Source organism: Candidatus Paracaedimonas acanthamoebae, assembly GCA_017307065.1.
Taxonomy (GTDB): Bacteria; Pseudomonadota; Alphaproteobacteria; order Caedimonadales; family Caedimonadaceae; genus Paracaedimonas; species Paracaedimonas acanthamoebae_A.
Window position 1 is genome coordinate 1 of the sequence record JAFKGL010000025.1, and the last position, 16,151, is coordinate 16,151.

A 16,151-nucleotide genomic window follows, 5' to 3' on the forward strand; every position below is an offset into this window, starting at 1 on the left:
AACGTTAAACCTACCTGTTCTTTCTTTTATCTTACTTCGGAGTGATCAATCCCCTTAGGCTCTCTCGAGAAGATTGTTGAAGAGTTCGTCAACTCTTCAACCCTATACAATTATAGTAACAAATTTCACCAAAAATATCAACAAATTTCCGTCACAAATTTCAAAAATTAATAAAAAGATACTCGATGGATATAGTTATAATTCTTTGTAATGATTGCAAAAAATATAAAAAATAAAGAATTTTAAATACTTACTATAGAGTACATAGCACTCACAAACTTATTGAAAAAATACTCAGAGAATTTAATATTAACTTACTAAATTAATTTTTGAAGAAGGAAATTTAATGCAAGAAATTATAAAAATATTCTGTCTTTTAAGTTATGTTTTAAATAGTTCATCTTATCATCTTTCTGAAACACTATTTGAGAAAATTTTTGTAGAAAAAAAAGCAACTATACAAGAGCTAAATGCTTTAGCTCAAAGGCATTTTTTACGTCCCAAACATGCTGAAAGAATGTCAAAAGAAGCAATTCAACATTATAAAAAACTCTATTCCAGATTATCAATAGAGCAAAAGAAAGAAATTATTAAATACTTTTACGATCTAGGATATATAACCTCTGTCTATCCAAAAAGAAATGTTTGTCCTGATATTATCCTTATTCAAGGATCAACTGTTCCTGATATGCGGGAAAGACTTATGTTTCTTGCAAAAAATATTGAAAATGGGATTATCTTTTTTAAACCTGAAACTCAGATCGTTTTCTTGGTTGGAGAAAGAACTCTATTCTTAACTGAAACCAAAGAAGTTCTTTTAAATACTTCCCCTTATTTAAAAGATCCCCATTGGAATATACCTAAAATTCTACCCTTAGATGAACGTGAAGCTTCTAAATTAATTTGGGATCAACTTCAATTACCATCTTCTCTGAGAGAAAAAAAACCAATATTCATAGAAGCAACAAAACAGCAAAATTCAACTAGAGCACAAACTATGGATTGTGTTCAACTTTGGCTTCAAAAGACAACGCCACAAGCCCATAAAAAAGTATTAATGATTTCCAATAACCCTTATATCCACTACCAAAAAGACGTCACCGATCTAGAAATCTCAAAAGCAGGATTTAACAATTTTTTTGATATTGAAGGTATCGGGAGGTCATTTGATCTTGATAACCAAAACATCGATATAACGATTGGCATTCTTATGGATACATTGGCGCGAGTCTTATACGTTGAAAATCAACGACAAGAGATGCTTTCCAAAACGAAATCCGATACCTAAATAAGTTTATTGATATAAGCTTCCATATAGGAGGGGGAAGGCGCTTTAATTTCGATAGATGGCTTTTTATAATAGAGCGGAATTTCAATCGAATAGGCATGCAAATGAAGCTGAGACTTATCTTCTAAAACCCCGTATATACGATCTCCTAGAATGGGATTTCCCAGCGCCGCACAATGAACACGAAGTTGATGAGTGCGCCCTGTTTGAGGTTTTAACTCAAGCCAAGAGGTATCATCTGTTTCCCCTAAAACTTTGAAATGAGTGATGGCAGATTTACCTTCAGGATCTACTTTCATCCACCAATGATATTTCTTTTCAGATTGTGGGGCTAAAGGAAGATCAATAATGCCTTCTTTCTGAGAAAGACGCCCTTTGACAATCGCCCAATATGTCTTTTGGATTTGATTTGTTTCAAAAAGATGTCCTAAGCGTCGTAAGGCTTCAGGATGGCGGCCTAAGACTAAACAACCACTTGTATCCTTATCAAGGCGGTGAGCAAGGGCAGGGAGTCGTGGTAAACCGAAGGTTAATTCCTTAAAATAGGCATCTAGGCTATTGTTCTTTTTAGCGCCAGCATGGACGGCAATGCCTGAAGGTTTATTCAAGACTAGCATCATGGCATCACGATATAAAATAAGAGATTGAATATTAAATGAAGGCTCTGTCATGGATGTTTAAGTTTAGAAAATGGCGGAGGGAGAGGGATTCGAACCCTCGGTACACTCACGCGCACAACGGTTTTCGAGACCGCCCCATTCAACCGCTCTGGCACCCCTCCAAATTTAGTCCTTAAAATTTGGTTGTAAGTGAAGATAATCGATGCGGTGGCCAGACTCAAGAAAAAGATCATCTAATTAAATATTCTTAATCATTCCCTATTTTTCTTGACGACCTTCTTTAAAATATTTACAAAAGGGCCTATGGCGGGTGTAGCTCAGCTGGTTAGAGCGTCGGTTTGTGGTACCGAAGGTCGTGGGTTCGAGCCCCATCACTCGCCCCACTTACAAAATATTTTAAATTTTCATGGATTAACTCTTTCTTTTTTTGCAGTATAAGCAGAAAGACGGAATTATTAGTGAAATTTTAAAGTGATTGCATTTCAGCCTATTTTTTTTACATCTGGCCTTTTTCTCATTTCTCTTGCCGTAGGAATGATTGTGCCGGGCCTTGTAGATTTTTTTCATCATGATATTAATTGGCAAGCATTTGCTCTTTCATCAGGGATTACGCTTTTTGTGGGTTTGCTTTTAGTGCTCGCAAACCGTTCTAAAAAAATACAAAATCTTACTGTAAGGGATACCTTTCTTTTAACTGCCATAAATTGGCTAACAATTTCTGTTTTTGCGGCTCTTCCCTTTATCTTTACGTATAGTACGCCCTCGTTAACAGACTCTTTTTTTGAGGCAATCTCAGGCTTAACAACCACAGGAGCCACAGCAATTGTCCGTCTAGATTATGCTTCGCATGGAATTATTTTATGGCGTTCATTGCTTCAGTGGCTCGGCGGAATTGGGATTGTTTTAATGGCGCTTACCATTTTACCTCTTTTAAGAATTGGAGGAATGCAGCTGTTCCGTAGTGAATTCTCAGATCGCTCAGAAAAGATACTTCCCAAAGTTTCCCAGATTGCATCTGCAATTTTTGGAACTTATATTTTCCTCACCTTTGCATGTACGTTGGCATTATGGTGGGCAGGGATGGCTTTCTTTGATGCCTTTTGTCATGCTCTTTCAACTGTTTCGACAGGTGGTTTTTCAACTTCTGAAGCTTCAATTGAGTATTTTGATGATCCGTATATTGAAATAATTTTGATTATTTTTATGATTATGGGGGCAATTACCTTAACGCTTTTCGTTCGATGCATCCAAGGGGACGCAAAAACTCTTTTTACAGATAGCCAAGTTCGCACTTTATTTAAAATCCTTATTATTGCGAGCTTAGCGATAACTTTTTGGCTTTGGCAAGATGGTCATGAATTTGTGCATGCCCTAAGGCACTCTATTTTCAACGTGACATCCGTTTTGACAACAACCGGATTCAATTCCCAAGATTATTCTTTGTGGGGAAATTTCCCCATTATGATTATGTTGGCTCTTTCAATGATCGGAGGTTGTACAGGTTCAACAGCAGGCGGCATAAAAGTCTTTCGTTTTCAAGTCATGTATGCAACTGTAAAAACTCAAATCCTTCAGCTAAGACGTCCTCATGGGGTTTTCATTCCCATGTACAATGGAAAGCCCATTCCGGAGGGAATTTTTCTATCTGTTTTTACTTTTTTTGCGTTATTCGTCACTTGTTTAGGAATCCTTTCTTTATCCCTTTCTTTATTTGAATTGGATTTATTAACCTGTCTTTTTGCTTCCTTAAGTGTACTCAATAATATGGGAACAGGTTTCGGTGACATTTTAGGAGAAACCGGTTCTTATGCGGCTTTACCCACAGGCGCAAAATGGCTTTTAATGCTTGGCATGTTAGTAGGACGGTTAGAATATATTACGATCCTAATTCTTTTTAGTCCCAAGTTTTGGCGTGATTAACTTTTTGATATCAGAGGGATTTCTGGAGAGAGAATCAGTTTATAAACTTTTTGTTCATAAGCAAATTCAATCTTTTGTCGATTAAAGTTAATTTTTAAACGCCGATTAAATTCACGCCCAACAATCCAGCGACTTTTGTCAGGAAGTGTCTTAATTCGTGCTTGAAGAATAACACCTGTCTCGGTGAATTTATCAACGCCCATAATCTCCAACGGTTCTAAAATCATTGCGTCATAACGGGCATCTTGCCGCAATTCTAGATCGACTTCTTTCATCGCTTCGAAAGCCCGATCGATATTTTCAGAATATGAAATTCCAATTTGAAAAAGATAATAGGAAAAATTCTTAGACATATTCGTAATTTTTGTAATGCCGCTGAATGGAATTGTATGGAGATTTCCTTCAGAATCACGTAATCGAACTGTTCTTAGAGAAATAGCTTCCACATTCCCATTTTGACCATCAATTTGAACAATATCACCCACATTAATTGTATCCTCAACTAAAATGAAAATACCTGTGATGATATCTTTAACTAAAGATTGGCTACCGAAGCTGAAAGCGATACCAATAACACCAACACCTGCTAAGAGGGGAGTAATATCGAGATTAAGTTCAGCAAAGATAATCAAAGCAACCAGCGCAAATAAAATAAACCTTGTTGTATTTTGAACGAGAGGTTTTATCGTTAAAAGCCGCTGTTTTTTAGCTGTGCCTCTTTGATGTTTAGCAGAACGGTTGAAAAGTCGATCTATAATATATTCATTGGTTTCCCATACAAAAATGCTTAAGATAAAAATCAATAGAATATTTAAAAACGCAGATGGTAATCCTTCAATTTCAGAAAAGAAATCAAATACTTCAAGATCCCATATTTCTAATGATAAGAAAAGAAGACTAAAAATAATACTCAAACTAATAAGCAGGGAAAAGAAAATCGTATAGAAACCTTTTCTCGGTGCTATGTGAGGTAAATGATGTGTCACATGGCCCATAAATGTCCGAACAAATTTAGGAATCTTTAAGACCAAAACATAAGAAATTGTAATTAAAAATGCCGTACCAATAAATGAAAAAGCAACAGTTTTGACATTATTAATTCTTTGGAAAAACGTGGTAATTCCAAAAAGACATACATAGAGGCTTGCCCAGACATGCCAACTTCTTGCAACAGTTGAGGAAAATGGTTTTTGTCGATTTACACTTTGCTCTTGCCGTAAAAGCCACTGGCTTACACGATTGCGCATCACATAAATAAACCATAAAGTTTTAAAGCAAGCGATGAAAAGCATGCTTTTAATCACAAAAGAGTAAAAAATTGTAGGACCTTTTAAAAGTAAAATAAGTTCGCTGAGAGTGATTCCAACGACCATCAAGAATGTTACTAAACGCAAATAACGATAACTAAGAAGAGCTGTAGAATCATTAATTTTAATTAAACGAAGTTCTTTCCATTTTGGTGAAAAAATTAGCTGGAAAAGAAAAAGAGAAGATTCATAACTTACCAAGGATATCATTAAAAGAAAGGTAATCGGTACCATCATGCCTTTAAGAGAGGAATTGGAAGCAAATGTAAACATTGCAATTGTCATACTTATAATCGCAAAACCACTTATTATTCTTTGAATAATCCTTATTTTTTTATTTGAAAGTTTTGTAAAATGGGACGAATTATTTAGATGCTTATACGCATAATATCCCATCCAACGGATACTTCTATTGATAATAATACCAAGCCCCAAGATAAGAAAAATATCCTTAATGGCATAAATAAATTCGCTTCGATAAGATGAGTCATTAAAAAGAGCGAGGATTTCCGCAAAAGTCTTTTCACATTCACTCAAAAATTCAATAATCTTCTCTGAAATAGAATGAATTATCTCTGAGATTTTTGAAAGGGCTAAAGGCGCAGGTTCACTTTCAGCTTTTGTTTTTGCGGCGATCATTGTTCGAAGTTGCGAAATGAATTCCTTACGAGCACTTTTGCTCTCAAGTGTTTTGAGTAATTTTTCTAAAGCATCAGTTTCAAGGTCTTTTGGTTTTTGATCTGGTTTTAAATTCTCAAAGTCAGAGATATCTGCTTGCACAGAAGAGAAACTACTTAATATTAAACAAAAAAAAGTGAGACCAAAAAAAGTATTAAATAACTTTTTCATTAATTACTCCTGCTTCTCTGGCTATATGACATACAGCTAATCCTGCAATGGCAGCTGTTTCTGCTCGTAAAATTGTTTGTCCTAAACTAACAGACTGAATGAATTTATACCGTGAAAATAAGTCAAATTCTAGAGAACTAAAGCCTCCTTCTGGGCCAACAAGCAAGGAAAAGTCAGGAGAGGAGAGAGGCCCTATAATTCGCTGTATAAGACTTGGAGAATTTAGCCGTTCATCACTCATAAATACTATTTTTTCTAGGGGCCATTGGCTTAAAAAAACAGGGAGAGTTATTAAAGGATGAATGGTGGGGTGACATAATCTTTCGCATTGTTCTGCGGCTTCAATAACAATATTCTTGATGCGATCTCTATTAAATTCACGGACATGTGTATGCTCTGTAAGAATGGGGATAAGTTCTGTAACTCCCAATTCAACGGATTTTTCAATTAAGAAATTAAGTCTGGCTTGTTTTAAAGGGGCAAAAATCAATCTCAAGTCTTGCTTTTGAGGTTGAGCTTTTAAGTTCTGTTTTATTTCTAGAATGCATGATTTTTTAGTAAATTCTATGATTTCTGAAAGCCATTCACCGTCTTGACCATTGAAAATTCTTATAAAATCACCCTGTTCTTTTCTTAGAACATTTTTGAGATAATGAGTTTTATCTTTATCAAGCTCTAGAGGTTGATTGTTTTTTAAGGGCTCTAATGTATAAATCCGACAAACATTTTTCATAGTTAAATTATATACTAAATTTAATCCTCTCATGTTAGCAAATTTTTAACTTCCCTCATGTTAATTTAATTGAAAAGAAATGGGGAATTAACGGGGGATTAGATGCACTACTTATTAACTTTAATTTTTATATTGGCCTTCTCGCCTTTAAAAGCTGAAACACACAAAGAACAAGTGAGCTTAAGCGCGGATAATCAATTTTCAAGCATGCAATGTTCTTCAAAAAAAGAGCAAATGTGCAGCCCCAAAACAAGCGCTGAACTTAGTGAAGAGATTAGGAAATTACTAGAAAATAAATAATTCTACTTATTTAATTATTTATTTTTTGAAATTCGTAATTTTATATGTTTTTTAGAGAAACTTGCATTAAATTTTAACTTAATTATAATGACCCTCAAAAAAATTATTTTCAAATAATGAAGTTGTATTAAGTTAAAACCTAATTTTAGTTTTAGTTAAAGAATTTATGAGAAATAGTCACGCTTTACAGGAAGTAAATTTTGTTCATCCTCAGCTCCACAGAAATGTTGATCTTCAACCATATGAGAAAGCTTTAAAGGAAGCACGTTATTTAACTTTTCCCTTAGAGGAAATGTTAGAGTTACTTTATCAACTTAATGAATTTGAATTTGGCCGCTCTTTATTAGTAAATCGTGGCCTTACGGGATATTGGCGAGCATATACAATTATGTATGCGCCTTATATGAATTTGAAACATCCTTTAGAGAATTGGATGATCAATGAAGCGCCTTTATCGCTTGCTGTTCGGGAAACGTTTGCTATTTTTCAGACCGAAATACAAAAAAGATTAAAAGATAACATGGCCTTATCTGCTGTTCCTTGCGGTTTAATGGATACTCTTTTATCACTCGATTATAAAAATATAAGCAATATACGTCTCATTGGCATTGATTCTGATGCTGAAACGATTAATTATGCCAAGCAAAATGTTGCTAAACATGGTTTTAGAGGGGCTGTTTCTTTTCATCAAAAAGACCTATGGAACTTAGGTGAATTTGAGAAATATGATTTTATCGTTAACCATGGGTTGAACATATATGAACATGATGATCAAAAGGTAATCCTTCTCTATAAAGGATTTCATAAAGCCTTACATTCAAATGGGATATTAATTATTAGCTTTTTCACACCTTCACCAACGTTATCTGATGAATCTACATGGAAGAATTTTGATCCAAAAGCTCTTCAGAAACAAAAAGCTATTTTAAAAGAAATTTTAAATATTAAGTGGCAAGCATTTCGTACAGAAGAGCAGACAAAATCTCACCTTGAAGAAGCTGGGTTTTCCATTGTAGATGTCATTTATGATAGTCAAGGAATGGCTCCTACCATTGTTGCAAGAAAACAAGACTAAGAAAGAGTATCCATGGCTAAATTACATTTTTATTATTCTGCGATGAATGCAGGAAAAACAACGACTCTTCTTCAATCTGATTATAATTACCGTGAAAGAGGGATGCAAACGATTCTATTCACTCCAGATTTTGATCATCGTTATCAAGAAGGATGGATTGCCTCTCGCATTGGCCTAAAAAGCCCTGCAATCGTTTATTCCCATGATTTTAATTTTTTTACCTATGTAAAAAACGAAGCCTGTAGGATGGATAATCTAAATTGTATCCTTATTGATGAGGCTCATTTCTTAACAAAAGCCCAAGTGCATCAGCTTTGTCAGATTGTAGATCAACTTGATATTCCTGTTTTAGCCTATGGCTTGAGAACAGATTTCATGGGAGAGCCTTTTGAAGGAAGTAAATATCTTTTAGCATTGTCTGAATATCTAACCGAACTTAAAACAATCTGCCATTGTGGTAGAAAAGCGACAATGAATCAAAGAGTTAACAGTCAAGGAATACCTATTCTTGAAGGGGAACAAGTAGAAATTGGTGGCAATGAACGCTATATTGCTCTCTGTAGAAAACATTTTATATTGATGCAAACGTAATTTTGAATCGTCGTTGAAGATCAACACGGATCTTGAATTAAAATTATAAGATTTTTTCATACCCTTTTTATTTAATTTATGTAATAAGATTAAACACTTGACGTAGCCTTATGTATTTGGCACCCTTATTGTGTCTTTAAATGAGAGGTGGGAAAAATGACACGTTCCGAACTTATTGAGCGCATTTTAAATGCAAATTCTTCTTTAACTATAGCCCAAGCTGAAAGAAGTGTTACAATTGTATTAGAAGAAATTTCAAACGCCTTAGCAAATGGTTCTCGTGTAGAGCTTAGAGGTTTTGGCGTCTTCACAACAAGAAAAAGGCAAGCTCGTTCTGGTAGAAATCCAAGAACAGGACAATCCGTGAAAGTTGAAGCTAAATCTGTCCCCTTTTTCAAAGCTGGTAAACAACTTAGAGATCGGTTGAATGGGTAGTTTTTTACTCGTTTGAATTATTTTTTATAATTGCCGTCTTGCACCCAATGCGGCAGTTAAAGTTCCATCATCAAGATAATCAAGTTCGCCTCCTAATGGCACACCATGAGCGAGTGCAGTTATTTTGGCTTGGGTTGTTTTTAAAGCGTCTGCTAGATAATAAGATGTTGTTTGGCCTTCAACAGTTGCGTTAAGCGCAAGAATAATTTCTCGAATCCCAGTACTTTGTACTCTTTGTAAGAGGGCCGGGATTTTTAGTTGTTCAGGCCCAACACCATCCAAAGCGGAAAGTGTTCCCCCTAAAACGTGGTAGTATCCTTTATACGAGCCAGACCGTTCTAAGGCCCACAAATCTGCAATGCTTTCAACGACACATAAGAGACCCAACTCTCTATTGTTATTCGCACATATTGCACAAGGATTCTGCGTATCTAAGTTCCCACAAATTTCACATGTTTTGAGCGCTTGGGCTGCTGTATGCAGCGCTTCTGAAAGAGGGATCATAAGCTCCGTTTTGTATTTTAGGAGGTGTAAAGAGACCCTTCTTGCAGAACGTGGGCCTAAACCAGGTAGTTTAGCTAATAATTGTATAAGGGTTTGAAGCTCAGAACCAATCATAAAATACTATCTTTTTTCATTAAGTTTACTATGAACGAAGTATAAATCTAAAAAGGAAGACTCATGCCACCTGGCAATTTTAAGCCTGACGTGATTTTAGACATTTCTTCAGCCGTACGTGTTTCAGCCTTTTGTTTGGCATCATTAAATGCAGCGATCAAAAGGTCTTCTAAAATTTCGACTTCAGCAGGATTCAATAAAGAAGGATCAATCTTCACTTTTTTAAGGTCATTTTTGCAAGTTAAAGTGACTTCAACCATTCCGCCGCCGGCTTTTCCTTCCACATGAATTCCTCCTAATTGTTCTTGCATTGAAGCCATTTGAGCTTGCATTTCTTGGGCTTGTTTCATGAGTTGGCCAATATTTTTCATTCCATCTTCTCCTTAGGGATATCATCAACATATACAACTTGTGATTCAGGAAAACTCTTCTGAGCTGCTTTAACTAAAGGCTCATTAAGGAGAGTTTCTCGAATAGTAGAACGTTCAATTTCGTATTGAGCTTGTAATGAAGGATAAACGTTTTCACTTTTTTCTTGCACTATAATTTCCCATTCAATCCCTGTCCAATCTTTTAGATGAGATTTTAAGCGAGAGGCTAAATCTTTAGGGGCATGAGAAGAGAGACAAAAAGAAATTTTACCAAGTTCAAAGCTGACTAAATGAACATCATTTCTCAAAATTCCTTCGAGCAAAGGTTCTCGATGTTTTTGGCAGAGAGCAACCACTTCTTTAAAATCTTTTGGAAGCACGAAAGATGGCTGAGGTGCCTGCGGAGCAGGTTGGGTGATTTCCGGCTTTATGAGGGGGGCTGCAGAAATTTGGGGGGGAATTTCAGGGCCTTTATGAGAAGGATTTCCTAAATTTTGAATAATTTCCTGAGGTGTTGGAAGATGGCTAAGATAGCAAAGCTTCATTAAGACCATCTCAACAGCTTGTTCTGGTAAGGGGGCTAGAGAAACTTCTTGAATGCCTTTGATAAGACTTTGCCAAAAACGCACTAGAAGAGGGAAGTTCAGTTTTTGCGCTAATTTATTGCTTTCTTCAGTTTGTTGGTCTGTAAGGCCAGGATAAGGCAACGCATTTTGAGTCACACTTTTCGTACTAAGCCAATGAATAAAACTTAATAAATCTTTTAAGACAACCAGAGGTTCTGTCCCTTGTTGATTTAGCTGCTGAAATAAATTTAAAGCTGTTTTGGTGTCGCCTTGAACGAGGGCTGTAGCCAGATCAATCAAATAAGTTTGATCCATAAGACCCAGCATTTTTCTTACTTTTTCGCCTGTAACTGCTGATTCTGACAGCATGATGGCTTGATCTAAAATAGAAAGACCATCTCTGGCGGAGCCATCGGCAGCACGCGCAATCAGATTAAGGGCTTCTTCTTCAATAGTTTTGCCTTCAAGGAGAGTAATTTTATTGAAAAGGGTTTTTAGCGTTTCTTCATCAATTCGTTTTAAATCAAAACGCATGCAGCGCGATAGAATCGTATCTGGAATTTTACGGATTTCTGTCGTCGCAAAAATAAATTTAACGTGAGAAGGGGGCTCTTCAAGAGTTTTTAGAAGCGCATTGAAGGCATTTTTTGAAAGCATATGCACTTCATCGATAATATAAACTTTATAACGCGCTGAAACAGCCCGGTAACGAGAAGCTTCAATGACTTCTCTAATATCATCAATACCAGTTCGACTTGCTGCATCCATTTCAATAACGTCGATATGGCGATCTTCTGAAATAGCTCGACAATGTTCGCAAGCCCCACAAGGGGAGGGAGTAGGGTTTCCTTTTCCATCAAGGCCAATACAATTAAGAGCGCGCGCAATAATTCTGGCTGTCGTTGTTTTTCCTGTTCCTCGAATTCCTGTCAAAATAAAGGCATGAGGAAGACGATTTTGCTTGATGCCATTTCCCAAAACACGCACAAGAGTATCTTGCCCAATCAGATCTGCAAACGTCGTGGGTCTATATTTTCTCGCTAAAACTAAATATTGTGTGGAATTTTCAGTCATTTTTTTCCTAAAATATACGACTCTTTCTTGCTATCACATCCTTTCTCTGAAAACAAGGAAAGCGCCACCAAAACTATAGACTGTTAATTCTTTCTTCTATTAGGCTTTTTTTAACGATTCTTCATTAGAATAATAATTGGATAGATTCAAAATTAATAAACAGGAGAGTAACAATGAAAAAGAATTATGCAAAAAATACTTTAATCAGTTCAATCGCTTTATCTATTGCTTTATTATCTGAGGCTCCTCAAGCTGATGCAGGTATTTGGAGTAGCTTTAAAACTGCTGTTAAAAAAGGCGCTTCAGCTGCTGTTAAAGTTGCAAAAGACCCAAGAGTACAAGCTGGTGTCGTCGCTGTTGGTACTGCGGCTTATGCGGCTGTAAAAGCAAAAAAAGCTCCAGCAGAACAAAAAGAAGCACCAGTAGCTGAAGCGCACCCTCAAGTAGAAGAGCAAGCACCTGCTGCAGCTGAATAATACTTACAGGATTTGTTCCGACCATAATAAAAGCCCTGATTTTGGGGCTTTTATTTTTTTAAGTGATGATAAGCCCATTCAAGCCAAGGCATTAATTTTTCTAAATCTTCAGCTTCAACAGTAGGGCCGCACCAAATTCTTAAAGCTGGGGCTGCTGATATATGATTTTGAATATCAAAGGCAACGTTCTGCGCTGCTAAAAGATTGCAAAATTCCTTAATCCACGCCCATTGAGAATCGTGAGCTAACGCTTTAAACCAAGGCGCCGTAATTTCTAAACATACGGTTGAGGGAGATCTATATTCTTCGAAGGGGACTAAAAACTGGATCCACGAAACAGTTCCTAGCCACTCTTTAATAACTTTATAATTCTCAAGAGTTTTTTGATAAAGGGCCTCTTGGTTTCCTAAAGTTTGAGCCCATTTAAGAGCTTGTAAAATATCTTCAATAAGTAACATTGAAGGAGTATTAAGCAAAAAACCGTCAAAGAGCTTTTCGTTAAATTCGCCTTTATCTGTTGTTAAACGAAAAAGATAGGGAATAGGCCACGGTGGAGTATATCCTTCCAGGCGCTCGATGGCCCGAGGACTTAAGACAATAACCCCTACGCCGGCTTCACTTCCAAGGCCTTTTTGGAATGAAAAAGCAGTTGCATCTAAAAATTCCCACGGAAGAGGGACCGCAAAGGCTGCTGATGTTGCATCGCATAGGGTTAACCCTTCACGAGTGGGGCTAATCCATGAACTATTTGACGCGATAATTCCACTCGTGCTCGCATTTAAAGTAAATATGATATCATGTTCAAAGTTTGTTTGTGTAAGTTGAGGTAAACCCTCAGAATCTAATTCTAATAGCGTAAAATCATTTATTTTTAAGGAATTTTTTACATCATGAGCCCAACGATGACCAAAAATATCCCACGCATGAGCTTGAACTTTCTTTTTACCCAGCAAATTCCAAAATAAAGTTTCAGTGGCTCCTGTCGCTGACCCAGAAACAAGTGCTACTTTATAATTTTCAGGGATGTTAAGAACGGCACGAAGTAAGCTTAAGACTTCTTGGATGCGTTCCACACCTTTTACAGAACGATGAGATCTTGCAATAAGCCCATTTTTAAGGTGTTCTAGCGCCCATCCAGGAGGCTTAGCACAGGGGCCGGCTCCAAAATTGGGAATTTGCGGTCGTTCAAAAGAGGGGACTTCCACTTAATTCTCCCCTAAAAATACTTGAATATTTTTCATCCTTAAAAATTTCCCCTTCTTCAGAATTCGGTAATATTCGTAATGTAAACAGGATCCAGCCCAGACTGTACTCTCAATCGGTTTAAACGAAGAAGCATTTGTTGTGCCGTAAAAGGTTTTCCATTAATAAAAATGGTTTTCCTCCTGAATTCTTTATCTGAATAATTTACGCGATCTCCTATATCTTGCAATAAATTTACAGCAGATTCAAAGTCAATCCAATTATTATGAAAATTTATGTCGTTCGTCTTTTGATTTAAACAAGGAGAGTCTAAGGAAGATTCTAAAAGTGTTTTATCTTTTTCTTTTATAGGTTTATCATCCTTTAAAACGTGGTCTTGTTTTTTTTCTAATTGGAAAGAGCGACTAGGTTCTAATTCTTGACAATGTTTATCGATAGTTTGCTGATAAGTTTCTACTGATAGGCAAGGAATGATCCGTTTGTTATTTTTAATTCTTCCCTTGAGTCCATAAGGGCGAATCCCAAAGCGCGAGAGCGCTTTATTGATAGATGTTTCACTCCTCTTAAGAACTTTAGCCATGATTTTCAATCGTGTACTCATTTGAAAACCAACTTTAAGATATTCAATTTCTTGGATACTCCAAGCCCTTTTGTCTTGATTTTTAGGCATTATTTTCCTCCCATAGCCCCACTGTTTATATTTTTTATATTTATTTTAAAAAGGTTCTTGCGCCTTTATGTATTTTACGCATATAAGGTATACAAAAAACACATGGCTATTTTAATGCCAAAAAGGTCATGTAAATGTCAATTTTTATTTTTCTTTGGAAAAATTATAGACAATAATGTAAAGCTATAGGTATTTAAAAATCTTAGGGAAGATTAAGGGGAAAGGGATAAGAATGACTGTAAAAAAATACTCACAATTTGGCAATATTTCTGAAAATTATAAGAAAGCTTCTGGAAGTCAAAAAGCCGTAAATACAGAATTGCAAACTCAAAACATTCATTTTATGGGTTCTGCACAACCTTTTGGACGGACTGCTCCCAATAAATTGCTAACAAGAAAACGCAAACGTTCAAAGCATCCTCTTCGTGATCTTAGATTACAAAGAGGGTATACTTTAGAAGAACTTGCTGATTTAACAAAGCTTTCACCCTCTTATCTTTCGCGTCTCGAAAGTGGGACGCGACGTTTAAATGCAGATATTTTACAACGCCTTGCTCATGTGTTGTCTTGCCATCCTGGTGATCTTCTTTTAACAGATGCGCAAAGCAGCAAATTTGTAATGATGTCTCGGATACAAAATGAAAATAGTGAAGCGAATGATTCAACATCATCTGCACGCTTTTCAGCTCCAGACTTACCACTTTATAAGGTAATTCATAAAAATTCTAAGAATTTTATCGATCTTGAAAATCCACAAGAATGGATTTCGCGTCCACATGAACTTATTGGTATTGCCGGAGCGATGTCCTTTTGTTTAGATATGGCAAATAATAATTTTGGACCAAGATATAGATCTGGAGATCATATTTTTGCCCATCCAACTAGACCTTTATCTCCTCAATGTTCAGTCTTATTGATTACTCAAGAAGGAGAAGTTATTTTAGGGGAATTTGAAGGGTGGCAGCAAACAAATGATGAAACAGATCATTGTATCGTTCGTACAGTAGAATTGACTCAAAACAATCAACTTACGACTCAAAAACTTAATTTCTCAAATGATAAGATCCAAATGATTTACCGCGTCATTGGTCTTATGGAAGCCGCTTAATACCAAACCTCCACTCTCGTTAGTGGGGGTTATTTCTTGCTCCTCGAAAAATAAATAGCTATACTAGAATAAAGTATAAAAAAGGGGAGGAAAGAAATGATAAAAAAAATTATTCTAGCTTTAGATGGCTCTAAACCAAGTCTTAATGCGCGCGATTATGCGATTAAATTAGCAAAAGAACATAAGGCACTTCTTACAGCGATTGCTGTTTTAGATACTCCTTGGTTAACTGCAGCACAGCCAGAACCTTTAGGGGGATCTGCCTTTAAAATCTATAGAGACGAGGTTGTTATCAAGGAAGCTGAAGGGCATTTGCATGAGCTTCTTGCGCAATTTAAACTTAAAGCAGAGCAAGAAGATATTAAGGCAGAAGCCTACGAATATGAAGGTTTCCCTGTTTCTGAAATTGAACGTGCTTCCTATGAAGGTGATATTATCATTTTAGGAAAAACAACGGATTTCCACTTTTCCTTAGAACAAGACAACGATTTAACTGTTAGACACATTGCTCGTGATAATCCACGACCTATTATTATTGTGCCTGAGAATTTTAAAGAAGGTAAACGAGTTATTATTGCTTATGATGGTAGTGTTCACGCTTCCAAAGCATTGCATATGTTTCTTTTATTAGGATTGGCTAAAGGAAATGAAGTGCATGTTGTCACTGTAAAACCAACTCCAGAACAAGCTCAAGAAACTCTTAATCAGGCTATTAATTTAAGTAATTTATATGATGTTAAACTTAAACCTCATGTTGTTATATCAGATGATAATCCTGCTCCTCATATTTTAGAACTTATATCTCAAATAAATCCTTCTTTGATTGTAATGGGGGCATTCAGCCATAATATTTTAAGTGAAACTCTATTTGGCTCTTGCACAAAAACACTGATGAATAAAACTGAGGTGCCATTGTTTATCAATCATTAAGATAAGGCTTTGATCCT

At 36.1% G+C, this 16,151-nt stretch carries 17 protein-coding genes and 2 tRNA genes; 10 read left to right on the plus strand and 9 right to left on the minus strand.

Features of this window, described 5'->3' with window-relative positions; translation table 11 throughout:
• Positions 1-346: 346 nt before the first annotated feature.
• A complete protein-coding gene (locus J0H12_06045) occupies positions 347-1,288 on the plus strand; it encodes a hypothetical protein (protein MBN9413465.1) in 942 nt (313 codons plus the stop codon).
• Here J0H12_06045 and J0H12_06050 read toward each other — a convergent pair.
• Both J0H12_06050 and J0H12_06055 read right to left on the minus strand, forming a co-directional pair.
• Complete coding sequence (locus J0H12_06050) at positions 1,285-1,959, minus strand: RNA pseudouridine synthase (protein MBN9413466.1); 675 nt, start codon at positions 1,957-1,959, stop codon at positions 1,285-1,287. The two genes, J0H12_06045 and J0H12_06050, sit on opposite strands and share 4 nt — an antisense overlap.
• Before the next feature lie 20 nt (positions 1,960-1,979).
• Positions 1,980-2,069, minus strand: a tRNA-Ser gene (locus tag J0H12_06055).
• 145 nt (positions 2,070-2,214) lie between these two features.
• Between J0H12_06055 and J0H12_06060 the strand changes: the two genes are divergently transcribed.
• Together J0H12_06060 and J0H12_06065 are read left to right on the plus strand one after the other, a co-directional pair.
• Positions 2,215-2,291: transfer RNA gene (locus J0H12_06060), tRNA-His, on the plus strand.
• 88 nt (positions 2,292-2,379) lie between these two features.
• Positions 2,380-3,828, plus strand: coding sequence for a TrkH family potassium uptake protein (locus J0H12_06065; protein MBN9413467.1), 1,449 nt, complete (start codon positions 2,380-2,382; stop codon positions 3,826-3,828).
• Here the strand turns inward: J0H12_06065 and J0H12_06070 are convergent.
• The gene (locus J0H12_06070; protein ID MBN9413468.1) at positions 3,825-5,984 is read right to left on the minus strand and encodes a mechanosensitive ion channel; all 2,160 of its coding nucleotides are present in this window, start codon (positions 5,982-5,984) and stop codon (positions 3,825-3,827) included. The two genes, J0H12_06065 and J0H12_06070, sit on opposite strands and share 4 nt — an antisense overlap.
• A complete protein-coding gene (locus J0H12_06075) occupies positions 5,968-6,717 on the minus strand; it encodes a 16S rRNA (uracil(1498)-N(3))-methyltransferase (GenBank protein MBN9413469.1) in 750 nt (249 codons plus the stop codon). The genes J0H12_06070 and J0H12_06075 overlap by 17 nt, the downstream gene beginning before the upstream one ends.
• Before the next feature lie 102 nt (positions 6,718-6,819).
• Between J0H12_06075 and J0H12_06080 the strand changes: the two genes are divergently transcribed.
• The 4 genes from J0H12_06080 (at position 6,820) to ihfB (ending at position 9,118) form a co-directional block, all read left to right on the plus strand.
• Entirely contained in the window at positions 6,820-7,017 is a 198-nt protein-coding gene (locus J0H12_06080; GenBank protein ID MBN9413470.1) for a hypothetical protein, read from the plus strand.
• Positions 7,018-7,183: 166 nt separating this feature from the next.
• The gene (locus tag J0H12_06085) at positions 7,184-8,092 is read left to right on the plus strand and encodes a methyltransferase domain-containing protein (GenBank protein MBN9413471.1); all 909 of its coding nucleotides are present in this window, start codon (positions 7,184-7,186) and stop codon (positions 8,090-8,092) included.
• Between the two features lie 12 nt (positions 8,093-8,104).
• Positions 8,105-8,683, plus strand: a complete 579-nt coding sequence (locus J0H12_06090; GenBank protein ID MBN9413472.1) for a thymidine kinase — start codon at positions 8,105-8,107, stop codon at positions 8,681-8,683.
• Between the two features lie 156 nt (positions 8,684-8,839).
• Positions 8,840-9,118, plus strand: a complete 279-nt coding sequence (gene ihfB / locus J0H12_06095; GenBank protein ID MBN9413473.1) for an integration host factor subunit beta — start codon at positions 8,840-8,842, stop codon at positions 9,116-9,118.
• Positions 9,119-9,142: 24 nt separating this feature from the next.
• Here ihfB and recR read toward each other — a convergent pair whose 3' ends face one another.
• From recR to J0H12_06110, 3 genes are read right to left on the minus strand one after another with little or no spacing between them, the layout of a single operon-like run.
• Positions 9,143-9,736: a recombination protein RecR gene (recR, locus tag J0H12_06100; protein ID MBN9413474.1), complete on the minus strand. Its 594-nt coding sequence runs from the start codon at positions 9,734-9,736 to the stop codon at positions 9,143-9,145.
• A 47-nt stretch (positions 9,737-9,783) separates the two neighbouring features.
• A complete protein-coding gene (locus J0H12_06105; GenBank protein ID MBN9413475.1) occupies positions 9,784-10,107 on the minus strand; it encodes a YbaB/EbfC family nucleoid-associated protein in 324 nt (107 codons plus the stop codon).
• Complete coding sequence (locus J0H12_06110) at positions 10,104-11,747, minus strand: DNA polymerase III subunit gamma/tau (protein MBN9413476.1); 1,644 nt, start codon at positions 11,745-11,747, stop codon at positions 10,104-10,106. The genes J0H12_06105 and J0H12_06110 overlap by 4 nt, the downstream gene beginning before the upstream one ends.
• Before the next feature lie 173 nt (positions 11,748-11,920).
• Here J0H12_06110 and J0H12_06115 point away from each other — a divergent pair, with 173 nt between their 5' ends.
• Positions 11,921-12,223, plus strand: coding sequence for a hypothetical protein (locus tag J0H12_06115; protein MBN9413477.1), 303 nt, complete (start codon positions 11,921-11,923; stop codon positions 12,221-12,223).
• Between the two features lie 50 nt (positions 12,224-12,273).
• On the opposite strand, the gene J0H12_06120 is transcribed toward J0H12_06115, so the two are convergent.
• Positions 12,274-13,428 (minus strand): phosphoserine transaminase, encoded by a 1,155-nt coding sequence (locus J0H12_06120; GenBank protein ID MBN9413478.1) that lies wholly within the window; start codon positions 13,426-13,428, stop codon positions 12,274-12,276.
• 56 nt (positions 13,429-13,484) lie between these two features.
• Positions 13,485-14,096 carry a hypothetical protein gene (locus J0H12_06125; GenBank protein MBN9413479.1) on the minus strand — a complete coding sequence of 204 codons (612 nt, stop codon included), beginning with the start codon at positions 14,094-14,096 and terminating at the stop codon, positions 13,485-13,487.
• Positions 14,097-14,328: 232 nt separating this feature from the next.
• Between J0H12_06125 and J0H12_06130 the strand changes: the two genes are divergently transcribed.
• A complete protein-coding gene (locus tag J0H12_06130) occupies positions 14,329-15,204 on the plus strand; it encodes a helix-turn-helix transcriptional regulator (GenBank protein MBN9413480.1) in 876 nt (291 codons plus the stop codon).
• Positions 15,205-15,300: 96 nt separating this feature from the next.
• Positions 15,301-16,134, plus strand: coding sequence for a universal stress protein (locus J0H12_06135; protein MBN9413481.1), 834 nt, complete (start codon positions 15,301-15,303; stop codon positions 16,132-16,134).
• Positions 16,135-16,151 lie beyond the last annotated feature (17 nt).